This window comes from Aquimarina sp. AU58, from assembly GCF_900312745.1.
GTDB classification, from domain to species: domain Bacteria; phylum Bacteroidota; class Bacteroidia; order Flavobacteriales; family Flavobacteriaceae; genus Aquimarina; species Aquimarina spinulae.
This window is the reverse complement of the sequence record NZ_OMPD01000007.1, coordinates 6523-26548: the sequence shown is the minus strand read 5'-3', so window position 1 is coordinate 26548 and position 20026 is coordinate 6523. Positions and strand designations below refer to the sequence as shown.

Annotated in this window: 13 protein-coding genes; 11 read left to right on the top strand and 2 right to left on the bottom strand. The window is 35.7% G+C overall.

From position 1 onward, the window contains the following. Positions 1 to 90: 90 nt before the first annotated feature. Positions 91 to 645, bottom strand: coding sequence for an adenylosuccinate lyase (locus DK441_RS02705; RefSeq protein WP_109097368.1), 555 nt, complete (start codon positions 643 to 645; stop codon positions 91 to 93). A 299-nt stretch (positions 646 to 944) separates the two neighbouring features. On the opposite strand from DK441_RS02705, the gene DK441_RS02700 reads away from it, so the two are divergent. Together DK441_RS02700 and DK441_RS26420 are read left to right on the top strand one after the other, a co-directional pair. Continuing rightward, the gene (locus DK441_RS02700; RefSeq protein ID WP_109097367.1) at positions 945 to 1469 is read left to right on the top strand and encodes a heme-binding domain-containing protein; all 525 of its coding nucleotides are present in this window, start codon (positions 945 to 947) and stop codon (positions 1467 to 1469) included. Between the two features lie 79 nt (positions 1470 to 1548). After that, the gene (locus tag DK441_RS26420; protein ID WP_160111929.1) at positions 1549 to 1746 is read left to right on the top strand and encodes a hypothetical protein; all 198 of its coding nucleotides are present in this window, start codon (positions 1549 to 1551) and stop codon (positions 1744 to 1746) included. Positions 1747 to 1957: 211 nt separating this feature from the next. On the opposite strand, the gene DK441_RS02695 is transcribed toward DK441_RS26420, so the two are convergent. Further along, a complete protein-coding gene (locus tag DK441_RS02695) occupies positions 1958 to 2635 on the bottom strand; it encodes an NAD-dependent deacylase (protein WP_109097366.1) in 678 nt (225 codons plus the stop codon). Positions 2636 to 3271: 636 nt separating this feature from the next. On the opposite strand from DK441_RS02695, the gene DK441_RS02690 reads away from it, so the two are divergent. The 9 genes from DK441_RS02690 to DK441_RS02665 all read left to right on the top strand — a co-directional run. Continuing rightward, positions 3272 to 4009 (top strand): LytTR family DNA-binding domain-containing protein, encoded by a 738-nt coding sequence (locus tag DK441_RS02690; protein ID WP_109097365.1) that lies wholly within the window; start codon positions 3272 to 3274, stop codon positions 4007 to 4009. A gap of 368 nt (positions 4010 to 4377) precedes the next feature. Beyond that, entirely contained in the window at positions 4378 to 4569 is a 192-nt protein-coding gene (locus tag DK441_RS26415) for a hypothetical protein (RefSeq protein WP_160111928.1), read from the top strand. A 52-nt stretch (positions 4570 to 4621) separates the two neighbouring features. After that, on the top strand, positions 4622 to 4786 hold the full coding sequence (locus tag DK441_RS26410) for a hypothetical protein (protein WP_160111927.1): 165 nt from the start codon (positions 4622 to 4624) through the stop codon (positions 4784 to 4786). A 115-nt stretch (positions 4787 to 4901) separates the two neighbouring features. After that, positions 4902 to 6950 (top strand): sensor histidine kinase, encoded by a 2049-nt coding sequence (locus tag DK441_RS02685; protein ID WP_109097364.1) that lies wholly within the window; start codon positions 4902 to 4904, stop codon positions 6948 to 6950. Between the two features lie 88 nt (positions 6951 to 7038). Beyond that, positions 7039 to 7710, top strand: a complete 672-nt coding sequence (locus DK441_RS02680; protein ID WP_025664289.1) for a response regulator — start codon at positions 7039 to 7041, stop codon at positions 7708 to 7710. 650 nt (positions 7711 to 8360) lie between these two features. Further along, positions 8361 to 8513, top strand: a complete 153-nt coding sequence (locus DK441_RS26405; RefSeq protein ID WP_160111926.1) for a hypothetical protein — start codon at positions 8361 to 8363, stop codon at positions 8511 to 8513. 405 nt (positions 8514 to 8918) lie between these two features. Further along, positions 8919 to 12023, top strand: a complete 3105-nt coding sequence (locus DK441_RS02675; protein ID WP_109097363.1) for a sulfatase-like hydrolase/transferase — start codon at positions 8919 to 8921, stop codon at positions 12021 to 12023. A gap of 914 nt (positions 12024 to 12937) precedes the next feature. Then, on the top strand, positions 12938 to 13438 hold the full coding sequence (locus DK441_RS02670) for a hypothetical protein (RefSeq protein WP_109097362.1): 501 nt from the start codon (positions 12938 to 12940) through the stop codon (positions 13436 to 13438). A 7-nt stretch (positions 13439 to 13445) separates the two neighbouring features. Next, positions 13446 to 20026, top strand: a 6581-nt coding sequence (locus tag DK441_RS02665) for an HYR domain-containing protein (RefSeq protein WP_160111925.1), incomplete at its 3' end; no start/stop codon positions are given.

The window sequence follows — 20026 nt, the reverse complement described above, 5'->3', positions numbered from 1 at the left end:
TGAGTATTGAGTATTGAGTATTGGTTTTTTTTAAATATTTTTCAACTTTCAACTTTCAACTTTCAACTATCAACTATCAACTATCAACCACTACCCAATTTTTTTCAGCACCATTCGAGAACGTGCTTTATACGCTGCACTGCCGGTATTGTAATTATTCTCTAGTGTAATTTTAAGTTCGGGATGTACCCAATCGAATTCTGTGCCCAGCAGATATAAAGATGTCATAGAATATGCTTTTGGAGCCACTTTTTGATCTGTAATGATCCAGTCGAAGCATAGCTCTGTTATTTTTTCGCGATGTGTGGTAGTTAAGGCAGCTCTTACTTTAGGATTCTTTTTTTGATAATAGGCAATACTTAGGTATTCGAATATTTTTGCCATAGGTCGTACAGCAGGATGTTGATATACATTAGGTACAATACTAATAATCGTATCCAGATAAGGGAGAATAGCAGTAAGATCGTGTTTGCATAAAAATTCGAGACCCCAGGAAGCTCTACATGAGATTTCATCATCTACCCGGGCGCAGATATTTAGCAAATCAGGAAGCAGTGCCGGATTCTCAAGGATCATATTAGCAAAATGCTTCCTTTTTTCACGAGAATGATCTACGGTATTTAATACGTCTTCGAGCAATATCATAAATAATAGATGTCTTCAGAATAGAAGATTATTAGGTGCTTTGATGATTCTTTTCAACTTCAAAAATAAACAAATAAAAATATGGATTCCAAACGCAGCCTGCTTTCTATACGTTAGATAGTCTAATGTTATAACTCTAATCCATATGAGGGTATGATTCATTCGCAGTAAGCTTAAGGTAATAATAATTACTTGTTAAAATCGTTATACCTTCTATAACAGATAATTACCATTTTATTAGGAGTTAAACCTCTAATGAGTACTTGTTTTTGGTAAGTGTCTTTTTAAAGTATACTAAAATGATAAAAAGAATTCTTTTTCTATTTGTGTTGGTTTTTTTGATATCACAGTTTTTACGACCAACGAAGAACGAGGCAAGCTACGATAGTATTGCTACGTTCGAAGCAGCTACCATGGTTCCTGCAGAGGTTAAAACAATTTTGCAGAATCAATGTTATGATTGTCATAGTAATGTTACCCAATACCCCTGGTATATGGAGGTTAGTCCCATTTCGCATTGGATGGCCTATCATATAAAAGAAGGAAAAGAGCATTTTAATGTCTCTGACTGGGAGTCGTATACCGATAAGCAAAAGGATCATAAGCTAGAAGAGTTTATAGAAATGATAGAGAAGAAAGAAATGCCTTTAGAATCCTATACCTGGATGCATGGTAAATTACCAGCTAATGATGCAGAAAAACTAATCAATTGGGCCAAAGAAACCAGTAAAGCAATAACCAAAGGTAAAGAAGATCCACAGGAAAAAGTAACAGATTCGTTACCTGTAAAAGTATCAGATTCTACTGTTGTAGATAGTATTTAACCCGAATTCTCAGTGTCTTAAATTAGGAGGAAATACTATCTCTATGTCACACTGAGCCTGTCGAAGTGCATTAAAAACAGTGGCTTTATTGGTCTTCGATAGGTTTGTCCAGAGTTTATCTAAGGACTCAGACCTACAATACAAGACCTCACAGGTTTTTAAAACCTGTGAGGTCTGCTGTAAAATAATAACCAAAGGTAAAGAAGATCCACAGGAAAAAGTAACAGATTCGTTGCCTGTAAAAGTATCAGATTCTACCGTTGTAGATAGTATTTAACCCGAATTCTCAGTGTCTTAAATTAGGAGGAAATACTATCTCTATGTCACACTGAGCCTGTCGAAGTGCATTAAAAACAGCGGCTTTATTGGTCTTCGATAGGTTTGTCCTGAGTTTATCTAAGGACTCAGACCTACAATACAAGACCTCACAGGTTTTTAAAACCTGTGAGGTCTGCTTATTTCAATATATACAATACCTTTTATCTACATCACCCTAATAACTCATTCACTACTTTAGCCACTCCCGTAGTAGCTTTTTCAGATAGTACGGTAAGATGTTCTGTAGGAGAAATTGCCGGGTTGGGATCGATAAAATAAACAGGAGTTTGATGTTTGGCATATTGTAGCAGTCCGGCAGCTGGGTATACCTGCATCGAGGTACCAATAATCATAAGAATATCTGCTCGTTCTGTAATTTTTATGGCTTGATCCATCATAGGCACTGCTTCGCCAAACCATACGATATGAGGTCGTAATTGCGAATTATGCTCGCAATGATCCCCGAGAACCAGATCGTGTTTCCAGTCGAGTACCAATTGCTCATCGAACTGACTTCGCACTTTTAGCAATTCGCCATGCAGATGTATCACATTATTACTTCCTGCTCTTTCATGCAGGTCATCTACATTTTGAGTAATGATAGAAACATTAAATTTCTCTTCCAAAGAGACCAGATCCAGATGCGCTTTGTTAGGAGTTACTGTATGTAGTTGGCTACGTCTTTTATTATAAAAATCGAGAACCAATTCTGGATTGTTTCTCCATCCTTGCGGAGAAGCTACCTCCATAACATCATGTCCTTCCCATAAACCATTGGCATCTCTAAACGTATTGATCCCGCTTTCTGCGCTAATTCCTGCTCCTGTAAGTACGACTATATTTTGCATAGATGAATATGATATGTGATTTTATTGTAACCGCGTTGTGCATTTGAGGTTTTTAACTTGAAATTCGTCAATTCGAGTGCTTCGATAATTCGGCATAGCTCAGTACAGACCGAAGAAGTGTATCGAGCCCTTCGATACACTCAGGGTGACGAACTTTAGCTCAAAAAAGCTACTCTCATAGTTCTACAGAACTTATCGAAGGGCTCAGTTTGACATCACAATAATAGAAAAAAAACAAGAGTTTTATGTATAATTAATGCCTTTTTATATCCCAAAAACTTGTGTTAAAATCATAAGCAGAAGTTAATAATAAACAGATTTAGATGATGTATTCTTAAAAAAAGCACAAATCGAAGGTGTTTTATCGCAATTTTTTGACTACTAAACGTAGTTTTTGGCTTTTTTTAACAAATCCATAAGTGTATTGTTAAATTCCTTCATTTAGTTTATTTACAATTTTATCCGACAAAAAGCGTTTATATGTCGATAAAGAACATTATGTAACCCCTTGACACCAAAGGGCTTCCGTAATTTTATTACGGTAAAACCGTATACAATAAAAGTGTAAATACCCTATCTTGTAAGTAGAATAATTCAGCATATATTAACCAACACAAATTTTTTAACTCATACCCTATGAAATATCCTTATGTAATCATTGATAATGATCAGAAAATTGCAGATTCTATCCAAATCTCTCTAGAAGAGCAGCCAGATTATATCTGCACAGGAATAGCAAAAGACGAGCAGGATGCATTGGATTTAATTTTAGAGAGAAGACCCAGACTTGTTTTTTTAGAGCCAGAAGTACCAGGAATAGATACCGTAACGACAAAGTATTCTTTAATGACCGAGCTTTCTAAGTATATGTCGCGGTTACCAGAGTTTATTGTAATCACCAAAACATCAGACTATGCTATAGAAGGCATACGTAACAGAATTATGGATTATATCCTTAAACCCTTTAGCAAAGGGCAGATAAACAGAACCTTAATGAGGTTCGAAAAAGACTTTGGCCAGAGTGGGGATAATACCCTATGTTTTAGATCTTATGGAGACTATCGATTTGTAGATGTAGACGAGATATTATACCTAAAAGCAGATAATAATACCACAGATTTTATAATGAGTAACGGTACTAAGGTAGAGGCCTTTAAGACCTTAAAACATTTTCAGAACCTGTTACCCGATCATTTTGTGCGTATACATAACAGTTATATTATTAATACCGATTATGTATCGAGAATACATTTCGGCAAAGCAAAATGCGCCATCAAAAATACAGATGATCTAATCCCCTTCTCTAAGTCTTATAAAAACAATGTAGAAGAAATCAAAGACTCTCTGGCAAAGAAAAGTTTAATCTATATATAAAACAGATATAGTTTACTATATATCACAACCGATAAATTGTAGGATTTATCGGTTTTTTTATACGATAAAGTCAGTATTTATATTACAAAACCGTTAGTACAGGGTTTCCTACAAAAAAGTGTGAATTTAAAAAAAGGTTCATTTACCCGTATAATCGGTTCATGTACATCTCATAGGGCACCAGTTACTAAACACACCTTAATATATTAGGCGCGAGGGGGATATCGAGCTACATTTGTAGTGTACAATTAGAGATACACATCATTAAAAATGTATATAAGAGTACTCTAAAAAATAAAAGTCGTATGCGCAACGACAACCAATAATTAAATAAAAACAAACATACCCCGTTAAAGACTATAAGTCTTTTGAAAAGTAAATTCAAACTAAAAAAAACTAACAATATGAAAACTGTAAAAACTATATTCGCTATACTATTCTTAAGTACTATGTTTATCGCTTGTGAAGCTGATGCTGTAAATGATGAAGTTGGAATTGAAGTTAATGATCAAGTTGCTGATGAAAGTGATGAAGATCATGTAGCACCTGAGAAGGCATAACAAATAAAAAAGATTTTAAAAATATATTCTGAATAACTGAAAAACTAACACTATGAAAACTATAAAAACATTATTTGCTATATTATTTCTAACTACAATGTTTATGGCTTGTGAGACGGATACTATAGATGAAGAGGTAGGATTAGAAATAAATGATCAACTTGCTGATGAAAGTGACGAGGATAATGTTGTACCAGAAGGTAATCCAACTCCGTAAATAATAGATATATATAATTAAAAAAAGAGCTTTAACTTTAAAGCTCTTTTTTTATACTATTTTTTTCTTGAAGTTAAATTGATTAATTTAGATTGAAAATAACTTAACTATTATAATGATTAGAGTTTTCAATAAATTACTTGGAGTATTTTTGATATTTGTTCTATTATCTTGTGATCAATCAAATGAAACTATTGAAGATGAAGAATTGAAATCTAATTTAATAACTTCCTATATTGAGGAAGCCCAGAATAGTGAACTTTCAATTGATAAAAGAAAAGCTAATTTAGATAGAGCTTATAATATGAGCTCCACGCTTGAAGATGGAGTTTATAAGAGAAGCACGATTCAAGATATTTCTATAGTTTATTATGCTTTAAAAGATTATGAAAGCTATAAAAAAATGAATCAAAAAGCATTGAAATTATCAATTTTGATTAATGATTCATTAGGTATTGCTACATCATATGGAAATTTAGGGATTTATTATAGAGCATCAAAAATTGACAGTGCATATTATAATTTTGAACAATCAGAACAGATTTATTTAAAAATGTCAGGATATGATTATAATCATGGTAAGGTTTTAATAGATTTAGCTCAAATATTAAGAAAAACTAAAGATTATAGTGAGAGTGAGTCTCTAACAGTAAAGGCAATTGAGAAGTTTGAATCATCCGGGAATAAGAAATATTTACCTTTATGCTATACTAATCTAGGAATACTAGCTAAGTCTTTGGAACATTATGATAAATCAATTGAATATCAACAAAAGGCAATAGAATATGCTAAAGGAACAAATAAAGAGATATTACAAACGTTAATATCATTGAATAATATAGGCACAGTGTACAAATCTCAAAAAAAGTATGATAAGGCTAAAGAAACCTATCGTAATGCATTATCATATACAGAGTTTTTGAGTAAAAATCCAAGGCGACATTCTTTATTGCTAGATAATTTGGCCTATGTTAATTTTCTATCTAAAGATACAGCTGATATCCCTGATTTGTTTTACAAAGCTTTAAAGATACGAGATAGTATTAAAAATCAATATGGTATTATTACTAATACTTTACATTTGGCAGAGTATTATCAATCGATTAATCAAGATAGTATTGCTAAGATGTATGCAGAACAATCCCGAGATTTATCTTTAGAATTACAAAATAACGAGGAATTATTACTGGCATATCAACTGCTATCGGAAATTTCAGAAAGCAAAGAAGGCTTGGGATATGCTCAAAAGTATATAGCCCTAAATGACAGTTTGATTAAAGAAGAACGTTTGTTTAGAGATAAATTTGCCCGTATCAAATTTGAAACAGAAGAAATCGTAGAGGAAAACCAGCAAATTAGTAGAGAAAATCAAATTTTGATCATTGCTATATTAGGGCTAACCGCATTATTTTTATTGGGGTATATTATCTTTAGACAGCAACAAAGTAATAAAGAACTCTTATTTGCACAAACCCAGCAAGAGTCTAACGAGGAGATTTATCGTTTACTGCTTAATCAACAAATCAAACTAGAAGAAGGTAGACAGCTAGAGCAGCAACGTATGTCCGAGGAGTTGCACGATGGGGTACTGGGTAGATTATTTGGGGTACGGCTAAGTCTCGATGGGATCAACCAGCGTGCCAACGATGGTTTTACAGAAACCAGAAATAAATATATAGACGAGCTTAAAGCCATAGAAAAAGAAATACGATTAATATCTCATGATCTTGGTGCAGAGACCTTACCGTCTGATGTGGCCTATATAGATGCCGTAGAAAACCTGATCAAAGACCTGTGCGAAGTACATAAAATAGAGTTTGAGTTTAATAATGACGAGGATATCGATTGGGAGGGTATAGACGACCAGAAAAAGGTAAACTTTTTTAGGATTTTACAAGAGTCTATGCAGAATATCTTTAAACATGCTCATGCAGATCATATAAAAATTAATTTCGAATATGTGGATAGTACCATAAATCTTACTATTTTAGATGATGGAATAGGATTTAAAGCAAATAAGGTTAAAAAAGGAATTGGTTTAAAAAACATTACATCAAGAGTTAGTCAGATGAATGGAGAAGTTCAATTTCTAAGCAACGAAGGATCTGGTACCACAGTATCGGTACATGTACCTATAGAAGCCAAAGTTGAAGAAGTGTACTAAATAATCTATGCTCATACTATTTTACGTATTATTAAGTTTAAATAGCAGGGGGTGAAAATTTTAAAACCTAAAAACAACAAATTTTAAGATGAAGAAAAAGCTAAAAGTTCTTATGATTGATGATCATCCTATGATTATCGAGGGGTATAAAAATACCTTATTAGGAGAAAATCAAAAAGAATATCAAATTAAGATTGACATCGCCTCTAATTGTGATGATGCATACGCCAGTATCGTAAAATCTTCAGAGACGGTTCCTTATGATATGCTTTTTGTTGATATTAAATTACCTCCTTCTTCAGATGGATCGATTACCTCTGGTGAGGATTTGGCAAAGCACGCAAAAGAGCTGTTGCCAAAATCAAAGATCATTATCTTAACCATGCATAGAGAAGATCATAGAATACATAATATCCTTAAGAATATTAATCCGGCAGGATTCTTAATCAAGAGTGACCTTACTTCTAGCGAATTATTATTAGCATTTAATAATATCTTAAAAGGTAAAGCGTATTATAGTGCTACGGTAAATGATCATTTTAGAAAAATGATGACGAATAAGTTTTCTTTGGATGAGAAAAACCTAAAGATCTTATATCATTTATCTCGTGGTGTTAAGACCAAGAATTTACCAAATTATGTAAGCTTGTCATTAAGTGCAATCGAGAAAAGAAAGAACCAGATCAAAGAAATGTTTTCTATTGCCAAAGCAGATGATCAAATGTTATTAGAAGAAGCTAGAAAAAGAGGATTTATATAAAGAACTATTACAATACAAAAAAGGCTTAATTCTTTGTTATTACATAGAATTAAGCCTTTCTTTTTTAATGTACTCAATTACTAATCACTCAATTCACTTTATAGTCACGTTAAAGAACGGATTAGAAATTTTCGTCGGTTTGAGTGCCAAATCTCTGATTTGGTGTATCGAAAACAAGAAAATGTATAGCCAAAAAGTACTTCTCGATACAAAATTCTTAACAGAATCGTTTGGTTTTGTCATAGAAATCGAAGTGACGTATTTGATCTTAAACATTATTCATATTACTTTAAATAAAATAACTATTTATAAACATCTACCTCTTTTATTTTTTGGATTTTACTTGTATTCAGACATATAAATACATGATGTACGGTTTTGCCATAATTATTTTGAGGGTTTAAATTGCTCTTAATCAAAGTTTTATATATACATTTATAATGTTAAAGAAAACTTAACATAAACCTGGATGTAAAATGGTTTAGTTATTAAAGACAATAGTACCTACCCCAACTATTAAATACGTCTTTTTTAAGTATACCATATCATCAGATTACCATTGTCATAATGTAAATAATACTAATCATGTACCCAATCGCATGGTTAAGTTAATGAGCTAATTTTTAGATATTAATTAAATTATTCTACTTATGACCACATTTACTTTTTTCTTTGCAAAGGTGATGCAAATGCTTTTTAAGTCATCTTTTTACCTCATAAATAACATCTATACCATGTGTACTGGATCTGATTCTTTTTCAGACCAAAAAGCAATGGATATGACCAATTATAGTACCTCTTAAAGAATATAAGAGTGTATATGCAGTAGTAGCATATGAACCAGTTTGTTATTATTATATAATGTTAAAGAACAAGATATAAAACAACACTGCAACTGTAAAACTTTGGCGAGCCAACAAAAACAGTGTCTGGAATAGAAATACTATTTACAATTTAGAAGCAATACATCTAATAATGTTTTCTAAAAAACTCAGAATTCTTATTTTTTGAGTTGGTGGTTTCCCAGACCTGATCATGATTTTCCTTTCTAAATATAGAATCCTCCCAAAGACCAGTTTAACAACAAGATAGTAAGAAGCCATAAAGACTTCGTAACGTACTATTAGTATTAATTTCAATTAAAAAAAGAATACATAAATAACTAATCTATCCAATCATTGCGATTGTAAATTTTAAACCATTAATCTATGAAAACAACAACCAAATTCTTAGTACTGCTACTCTGTATTGGCGTTAGTAGTTCGATTTATTCTCAATCTCCCAATATCGTGGTTATTATTGCCGATGATATGGGGTGGTCACAAGTGAGTACGGGGGCAACTAACATTAATAATCCCAGTGACTTTTATGAAACACCAACTTTAGAAACATTGGCTGCTCAAGGTATTGCATTTCCGCAGGCCTATGTAAACGGGGCAAATTGTGCACCAACCAGGGCAGCAATTTTAAGCGGGCAATATGCATCAAGACCCGATAATAATGTATTTGCAGTAAATGGTTTAAATAGAGGAGGAAGTTCTACTTTATTAGTAGGTCCTAGTCAAGGACTCTCTAACGGAGAAGACGAAATTCCTGCCAGTGCCATTACAATAGCCGAAACCATAAAAGCAAGTGGATATACAACAGCTCATTTTGGAAAATATCACTCGGGAGGAAGCATGAGTAATGGACCTACCGATCAGGGATTTGATTTTAACTATGGGGGTGGTTCTGATGGTGCTCCAGGAAGCTATTTTGCTTCGCAATCTGGTGGTGTTTGGACTTTTCATAGCAGGATAGGCCCAGAGTTGGATCCATATGCCGATCCCTATACACTAAGTGAATCTATGGCATTAGCAGGAGATAACTCTCTAGAAGGAACAGCAAAACATGTAACCGATGCGATGGCAGATGCTGCAATCGATTTTATGAATGCAAACAATACATCTCCGTTTTTTATGCATTTTAGTAACTATGCAATACACGGTCCTTGGGGGCAGGCAAATGCAAGACCCGATTTATATGCCAAATATGTGGCTAAAAATAATACAAACCCTAGCCAGATGGGGCATACTAATGTAAGCCAGGCAGCAATTGCCGAAGGAATGGATCAAACCATTAGCAGACTTATCGATTACCTAAAAACAACAGCAGATCCAAGAAATCCTGGTCATATGTTATCAGAAAATACATTGGTATATTTTATTTCTGATAATGGTGGCGCAATCGGAACAGAAGATAATGGTCCTTTACGAGGAATGAAAGGTGAGCATTATGAAGGTGGAGTAAGATCAATTACGATAGCATGGTCAGAAGGTTTATTGGCAAATACAGGTACAATTAATAATACTCCTATTGTAGCTTTCGATCTGTACCCAACACTTGTAGAGGCTGCAGGAGGAACATTACCCACAGGATATGATATCGATGGTGTAAGCCAATGGTCTATGCTAACCGGTACGAATCCTAACCTAAATAGAGATGCAATCTATTGGCATTTTCCTGGATACCTAATTGATTCTAAACGTGATCAAAGACCTGTATCTATTATACGTAAAGGAGATTACAAGTTGATTCATAATTTTGAAACAGCTTCTTATGAAATGTATAACCTAATAACCGATATTGGTGAAGCTACTAACTTACTATCAGGAAGCCCTGATAATGCAACCTTAACTATTGCAAATGATCTAAGTACCGATCTTCGTAACTATCTGATTAACATATCTGCTCCTTTGCCTACCTATAGAAGTAGTGGACTTACGGTTCCGTTACCAGAAATTATCCAAATCAACCCACCAGTTGTTAGTTGCGTTGAGCCAGATACATATTTAGCACTTTGGAATTTTGATGTTGGAGTAGATGCAAATGATGCTTCTGCAAATAATAATGATCCTCTTTCGACTATAGGAACGTTAACTTACGATGCTGTAGATTTTAAAGAAGGAGATCGATCTGCTGTATTTGATGGAGCTACAAAAATACAGTACAGTGAGAACCCTGGTCCGTTTTTGATTGCATCGATGTCGCAAAGAAGTGTTGCCATGTGGATAAAACCAACTGCACTGTCTGGTATCCAGAATCTTTTTGAAGAAGGAGGAGGAATTAGTGGAGTTGTATTGAGATTAAACGGCTCGAATCTAGAGTCTATAGTAAGAAATAGTGCTACGGTTTCTGATAGTCATAGTGTAGCTTTTCCAAATGATGGCGATTGGCACCATGTTGCTGTAGTGTATAATGGAGGAAGTACCAGTCATAGTCTATATATTGATGGTGTTTCTGCTGCTTCAAGTAGTGCAGCGCCAGGTTCTGTTCCTACACATATAGGATCAGGAGGAATTGGTGGTGTACAGAAAAAAGATAGTTTTGGAGAAACTACAGATAATTTTTATACCGGAAAAATGGATGCAGTTGTTGTGTATGATTTTGCACTCTCTGCGGCACAGGTGATCACATCTGGATGTCTCCCAGATCCTAACCCATCACAATGTACATATGCGGTTATTAACTCAGAAGATTTCGAATCCGGGTGGGGCGTATGGTCCGGTGGTGGATCTGATGCAAGAAGAAGTTCTAGCGATGCAGCGTATGCAAATTCGGGAACCTATTGTATACGATTACGAGATAACACATCTACATCGGTGATGACGACTTCTAATTTTGATATGACAAGTTATGAAGAGTTAACGATTAATTTCTCGTATTACTGTAGAAGTATGGATAATAGTAATGAAGATTTCTGGCTTCAGATATCAACAGATGGTGGAGCAAACTTTACTACTGTAGAAGAATGGAATCAATCTGATGAATTTGTAAATGATCAACGTTATAATGATCAGGTAGTAATCCCGGGGCCTTTTACGGCAACAACTCAACTTCGATTTAGAGCAGATGCATCTGGTAATTCTGATTGGGTGTATATAGATGATGTAGTGATTAATGGTTGTAGTACTCCAACTGCTTCTATGGCTAGCGCACCAATTGTTAATGATGTACCTACAGAAGCAGAAGTGCAACCAGAGGCACAAGCCGAAGAGCAAGAAGCAGTAACAGAAGAAACGATAGCTAAAGATGATATGTTTTCGATATATCCAAATCCATTTGGAAACCAGATATATATCACTTCAAAAGAAAATAGTGATCAAAATACAGAAGTCGAGATACTTAATAATTTAGGACAGTCAATTTTCTTGAAATCATATACAAATCAAGAAAGAATTAAAGTCCCTACTCAAGATTTATCTACGGGACAGTATTTTATAAAAATAAGTGTTGGTGATACTATAATTCAAAAACGATTGATCAAGATGTAATGTAAATTATGGTATTAGATCATGTGACTAGTAAGGTACGAATACAAAGTAAAAAGAGGTTATCATTTTGGTAGCCTCTTTTGTTTTTTGATATGAGAAAATCGATGCAATATTGAACCTTATCAAAATCAAAATAAAACACAAATAATATTTACATTCTGATAGACTAAATTTGATACTAGCATTACTTAATTTCTTAACTACATGACCTTAAAAAGGTGTGGATTACTTTTTTAGAAATTGTATTACGTATTCGTAGGATTCTCTCAAATTTATGTCTTTTGTCCCGAAAATTGATGATTTCAACCTGTTTTTATGGTAAAACCGTAATTATTTTGGTGTTTTAAGATACTCATAATCAAAGTTTTATGTATACATTTATAATGTTAATAAAAGCATAACGTAAACACATTACTTAAAATAGATATTGCTTATAGAAAAAATTACACTAGACATTTTATTTCTTACCCCTTAATGTCCCAAATGTGTTATTTTTTGATAGCTATTTAGCATAGAAAATTACGGCAATATTGCTGTGATATAGTATAGTATTTATTTGCCCGTAGATATTATAGTTAGTGAACTTTAATCGATATAATAAATTGCTTATGGACTGCACTACTTTTATTTCCTTCGTAAAATGTGTGATGATGTTTTCCTCATCTGATTTTTTCATATGCGACAGATATAATACCATTTTGAAAATACAAAACATGCGATTTTCAGAATCTGTTACCAAACAATGCTTTGGTGTTTAATGTAGAAGGAAAAGATAATTTTTGTTTGACAATGTACATAAATAATAATGAGAATATAGCATAGAAAAATAACAATCCCGGAATTGTAAAACTTTTGGCGAGCCAGGCAATCCCAGGGATCTGAATAACGATCAATTTAATACTAAATTAACCATTATGAGGTTTCATTTTTTTGCATCAAAAGATGTACAAGGGTTTTCTTATATAAAAGATAGTTTTTCTGGTATCTACACGAATTATGTTCGAAAAATAGATACGCTATCTAACTATAACATCATAATTTTGATGGGAGTAATTACGCTTCTATTAGTATTATACTCTTTTATTGCATATTCATTTTTAGAGTCTTCCTCTGTCCTTTTATTAAAAAGTAATAATCGCACCGAGCTACCTATAGAAAATAGTACCGTTTTTAAAGATAGTATACATACTCATGTATATGCATATTTATATAAAAGTAAAACATATAGTATCACCCATGACTCAAAAAATAGTGTGGTAAGTACTACTCACACTTCTTTTCAGAAATATTTAAGATCAATTCAGCAAGACTACACATTAGTTGACGGTATTACGCCGCTATGTATTTCTAAAAACATGGTAGGTATGGATTCATATGAGTCCCTTCAGAATAATAATAAAACAATTTTATCATAAATAGCTTATGAAAATCAATACACGATTCTTGTTTCTAATACAACTCATATTCATCTTGATAAATAGATTGTTACGTTTTTGTATAGTAAGAAAAAATAAAAAGAAGAGCAATCTCTCTATAGCATGTGGTATAACCTTTATGCTTATTGGTTCTTTGGGGTATGGACAGTTTAGCTGTCCTTCTACATTTTATCAGGTGATTAGTGGCGAATTAAAGAGCTATAATGCGGTTACAGGCGAATATTCGGCAGCAATTAGCACGAATGATCTCTATAATGCTACAGGATATAATCCAGTTGATAATTTTGTATATGCTATAGGGAAAGCTGGTGCCATAGATGATCATTTGATTCGTATTGATGCCGATGGATCTATAGCAGATCTTGGTGCATTAACCAATAAGGGATCTGGTGGTATATCAGGAGACGTTGATGACAGTGATAATTTATGGATTAATAGGGGAGATCATTACGATAGAATCGAAAACCTGTCAACCCTTCCGGTAGGAGGAGCTCCCGCAGTAGTAACCGTTACTTTTACAGGGCCAGCAGGTGATGTTAATGATGTTGTGCATATCAATAGAAAATTATATGGAGTTAATAAAAGTGCAGAACTAATTATATGGGATCTCGATACATCGATCAAAACGGTAGTAGGAGGTTTAAGTACTCCAACCACAACTCTTGGTTTTGGAGCAGCATTTACAGATAACGAGGACCGCTTGTACGTATCGTATAATGATGGTGGGTTGTATTTAATCAATGATTATACAACAGGAACACCAACATCATCATTTTTAAACTCTACAGCTACTACAACCAGCAATGATGGGTTTTCATGCCCCTCGGCACCTTCACCTATAGATCAGGATGGTGATGATATCTTAGATCCTTTAGATTTAGATGTAGATGGGGATGGTCTAACAAATACAGACGAATCTCCATCTGATCCTTTTGCCGATGGAGATGGAGACTTGATTTTTGCATATTTAGATGATGATGATGCCGATGGAGCAACAGGTAATGTAGATGGGGCTATCGAAACTGCTTTTGATACCGATGGAGATGGAGTTCCCGATTTTTTTGATCTTGATAGTGATAATGACGGGATTTATGATGTGGTTGAAGCAGGGCATGGTTTGCCACATACCAATGGAAGAATAACTGGTCAGGATACAGGAGCAGGCACAAATGGGCTTTTCGACGGTCTGGAAACTATAGTAGATTCTGGTATAATTAATTATACAATAGCAGATACAGATACGGTAGGAAATCCTAATTTTCAATCTACAAATAGTGATGGAGATACGTGTAGTGATGTTCGAGAAGCTGGTTTTACAGATGAAAGCAGTGATGGTATTTTAGGGCCTCTTGTCGTAACCGTTAATGAAGACGGAGTAGTGACTAGTGCAGTAGATGGGTATACCACTCCTAATGCAGATTATATTAATGGTGGAGTAGTGTCAGCAGCATGCTCGCTTACTCCATTTAGCTGCCCTCAAAACTTTTTTCAAATTATCTCTGGAGAGTTAAAAAGTTACGATGCCATAACAGGAGAATATTCTGATCCCATTGCAGTGAGTCAATTATACAACGCAACAGGATATAATAGAATTGATGATTATGTGTATGCTATTGGTAAAGGAGGAGGCTCAAGCCCTATCCATAATCACTTACTTCGTATAGGAGCGGATGGGGCTTTTCAGGATTTGGGAGCACTAACTAACATGAGTGGTGGTGGTATATCTGGAGATGTTGATGATAATGATAATTTATGGATCAATAGAAATGGGCATTACGACAGAATCGAAAATCTATCGACCTTACCTGTCGGTGGCTCACCTGCAGTAGTGACAGTTAACTTTACAGGAGGAACAAATAAAAATACCAATGATGTAGTTTTTATCAACGACAAATTATATGGTGTAAGTAATACAGACCTATTAATTAGTTGGGATCTTAACACACTTGTTAAAACAGAAGTTTCAGGTCTGGGCACTCCTACAGCAACCAATTTTGGAGCTGCATTTACTGATGCAGAAGATCGCTTATATGTATCTTATAATCTTGGAGGGATGTACCTGGTTAATGATTATACCACTGCAACACCTTCTGTGACACTTTTAAACAATACAATAGCTACTACCAGTAACGATGGATTTGCTTGCCCAACAGCATCTTCTGCTTTTGATCTTGATGGCGACCTTGTTTTAGATCCCTGGGATCTGGATGTAGATAATGACGGAATTCCTAATTTGAATGAAGCTCCGTCTGATCCATATGCAGATGGAGATACAGATAATATCTTTGCTTATCTTGATGATGATGATGCCGATGCAGGAACAGGTAATGTGGATGGAGCCGTCGAAACTGCTTTTGATACAGATGGAGATGGAGTACCTGATTTTTATGATTTAGATAGTGATAATGATGGTATCTATGATGCCATAGAAGCCGGTCATGGGTTTGCTACCAGTAATGGAAGAATTAATGGAGCCGATACAGGATCAGGAAATAATGGGCTTTTCGACAGTATAGAAACTGTGGCCGAATCCGGAATACTTAATTATACAATAGTAAACACCGATGCAGCTGGAGATTTTGATTTTGAATCTCTTGATAGTGATGCAGATGGTTGTAGTGATGCCAATGAAGCCTATAATGATTGGAATGCAGATGGCGCAAATGGAGGAGTCTATAACCCATGGAATGCTGCTACAGAACCACTTACCGTAACAGCAAATACAGTAAATCATGATGGTTTAGTTGTCGCTGCAGCATATACTACAGGAGCAGTAGCAGCTGTAACAAATAATGCTATAGCTACGGGTTGTGAAGATGGTGATGGAGTTACAGGAACCATAGAGGATGCAGGGCCTAACGGAGGCGATGGAAACGGGGATGGAATACCAGATTCTTCACAAGGAAATGTAGCTACTATACCAATAGCAGATGGTACAGGATATGTAACCATAGAAACTACAGGGATTTGTTTTCAGATCTCAAGTATCAGCACTGTATTAGAATCAGAGTTGGCGGCTAATGATGCAACATATCATTACCCTTATGGATTGGTAGATTTTACTTTAGATTGTATAACTCCGGGAGACGATGTAACAGTTACTTACTATTGGCATATCACTAATTCTTTAGCAGGATTTACATACCGAAAATATGGACCAAATACTCCTGGAGGAGCATCAGATATTTATCAGGATTTTACAACTACATTAAATACAACAACAATAGGAGCAAGAACAATAGCTACGGCTTCTTATAATCTTACAGATGGAGTATTTGGGGATGATACCGTTTCAGATGGACAAATTATCGATCCCGCCGGACCTGCACTTTTAACCGTAAACTCAGATGGAGATGGTATAATGGATTCTATAGATTTGGATGATGATAATGATGGAATCCTAGATAGAGATGAATGTGATTTGGGCGGAGGGTCATTTGGAGTAGAATTGCTGGATGATGCCAATACTACTTTTGAGATTACAGCAGAAAACAATGCCACTACTTTGGCCAATTTATTATTTGCCCCTGATTCTGATCTTACTTTGGTATCTGCTACTGTTAATGAAGGTAGTGGAGCTGTAACACAAATAGGAACATTCAATGATGGTGATCAAATAACAAGTAGCGGAGGAGCTTTAAATGCATTCCTTGGATTTGATCGGGGAATTATTTTTTCTTCGGGGAATGTTCTCGAGTTAGATGATAATTTATCTAATCAATTCTCAACCCCTAATGCATTAGGTGATGGAATTAATGGTACAGGTGCTGCAGGAGGAGGAAAAGATGCCGATTTTGGTGGAGGTAGCGCAGAATTTGATGTTGCCAGTCTCGAAATAGTAGTTAATATTCCAGCAGAAACAGTGATCTCGGGTCAGTTTGTTTTTGCTTCGGAAGAATATAATGATTATGTAAATACTGGATTAAACGATGCTCCTAAAATATTTATAAACGGAACCAATTTAGCATTAACACCTTCTGGAGCACAACTAAGTATCGATACTGTAAATAATACAGTAGATAGTGGATCATATACAGATAATGAAACGGTTCCTACAGCCATAAATATTGAAGCAGATGGTTTTACACATACAATAACTTTTTCTGCAGTGTTAAATGCAGGAAATAATACGATCAAGATTGGAGTAGCTGATAATGGAGATAATCTTTTTGATTCCTGGTTAGCTTTTAAGGCAAATTCTTTTGTATTATGTTTCGACAGAGATACTGATGGTGATAACATTGTGGATCGTCTAGATTTAGATAGTGATAATGATGGGATCTATGATGCTGTAGAAGCAGGTCATAATCAAGCACATGTAAACGGTGTTGTATCTGGCGCTTTAAGTTCAGATGGAGTACCAGATGCGGTTCAGGCACCTGGAAGTGAAAGTAGCGGAACCATAAACTATACAGTTGCTGATAGTGATACAGATAATAATTATAATTTTTTAGAATTAGATAGTGATGCAGATGGGTGTAATGATGTAATCGAAGCCGGATTTACCGATGGTGATAATAACGGATATCTGGGTAACGGTACTTTTGGAGCTGGTCTTACAGTAGATGGAAATGGAGTAGTCACCTCGGGAACCGATGGGTATACTGGTACTAATGCCAATGTGACTACAGCAGGAACAGCACCATCAATTACGACACAACCATCAGATTCGGCCATATGTCCAGGCGCAAATACTACCTTCACTGTTGCGACATCTAATGCAGATACGTATCAGTGGCAATTGTTTAATGGTAGTACCTGGGATGATTTAACAGATACAGGAATTCATAGTACTACTACTACTGCCACACTAACAATTACCAATGCACTTGTTGCACATAATGGTAATCAATATCGAGTTGTTGTTTCAAGTTCAACATATGTGTGTACTCCTGAAACTTCAATTACTGTAACCCTTACTGTTGAAGATACTACTAATCCAACAATCAGTTGCCCAGCAACGGTAAATGTCAATGTTGATGCTGGTCTATGTACTGCAAGTGGAGTTACTTTAGGTACACCAACTACAGGAGATAATTGCGCTGTAGCCAGTACAACCAACGATGCACCGGGAGTTTTCCCATTAGGAGATACGACAGTCACCTGGACAGTAACGGACAGTTCTGGAAATACAGCGACCTGTACGCAAACCGTAACAGTAACCGATAACATTGATCCAACAATCAGTTGCCCAGCAACGGTAAATGTCAATGTTGATGCTGGTCTATGTACTGCAAGTGGAGTTACTTTAGGTACACCAACTACAGGCGATAATTGTGCTGTAGCCAGTACAACCAACGATGCACCAGGAGCTTTCCCATTAGGAGATACGACAGTGACCTGGACAGTCACGGATAGTTCAGGAAATACAGCTACCTGTACTCAAACCGTAACGGTAACCGATAACATTGATCCGGTAATTGCATGTCCAGCAACGATAAATGTAAATGTAGATGCTGGTTTATGTACTGCAAGTGGAGTTACTTTGGGTACACCAACGACTTCAGATAATTGTGCTGTAGCTAGTGTAACTAATGATGCACCGGGAGTTTTCCCATTAGGAGATACGACAGTCACCTGGACAGTCACGGACAGTTCTGGAAATACAGCGACCTGTACGCAAACCGTAACGGTAACCGACAATATTGATCCAACCATCAGTTGCCCAGCAACGGTAAATGTCAATGTAGATGCTGGTCTATGTACTGCAAGTGGAGTTACTTTAGGTACACCAACTACAGGCGATAATTGTGCTGTAGCCAGTACAACCAACGATGCACCAGGAGCTTTCCCGATAGGAGATACGACAGTCACCTGGACAGTCACGGATAGTTCAGGAAATACAGCGACTTGTACTCAAACCGTAACGGTAACCGATAACATTGATCCAACAATCAGTTGTCCAGCGACAGTAAATGTCAATGTTGATGCAGGCTTATGTACTGCAAGTGGAGTTACTTTGGGTACACCAACGACTTCAGATAATTGTGCAGTAGCAAGTACAACCAACGATGCACCGGGAGTTTTCCCGATAGGAGATACGACAGTCACCTGGACAGTCACGGATAGTTCAGGTAATACAGCGACTTGTACGCAAACCGTAACAGTAACCGATAACATTGATCCAACCATCAGTTGCCCAGCGACAGTAAATGTAAATGTAGATGCTGGTTTATGTACTGCAAGTGGAGTTACTTTAGGTACACCAACTACAGGAGATAATTGCGCTGTAGCCAGTACAACCAACGATGCACCGGGAGTTTTCCCATTAGGAGATACGACAGTCACCTGGACAGTCACGGACAGTTCTGGAAATACAGCGACCTGTACGCAAACCGTAACAGTAACCGATAATATTGATCCAACAATCAGTTGCCCAGCAACGGTAAATGTCAATGTAGATGCTGGTCTATGTACTGCAAGTAGTGTTGCTTTAGGTACACCAACTACAGGCGATAATTGTGCTGTAGCCAGTACAACCAACGATGCACCAGGAGCTTTCCCATTAGGAGATACGACAGTGACCTGGACAGTCACGGATAGTTCAGGAAATACAGCGACCTGTAC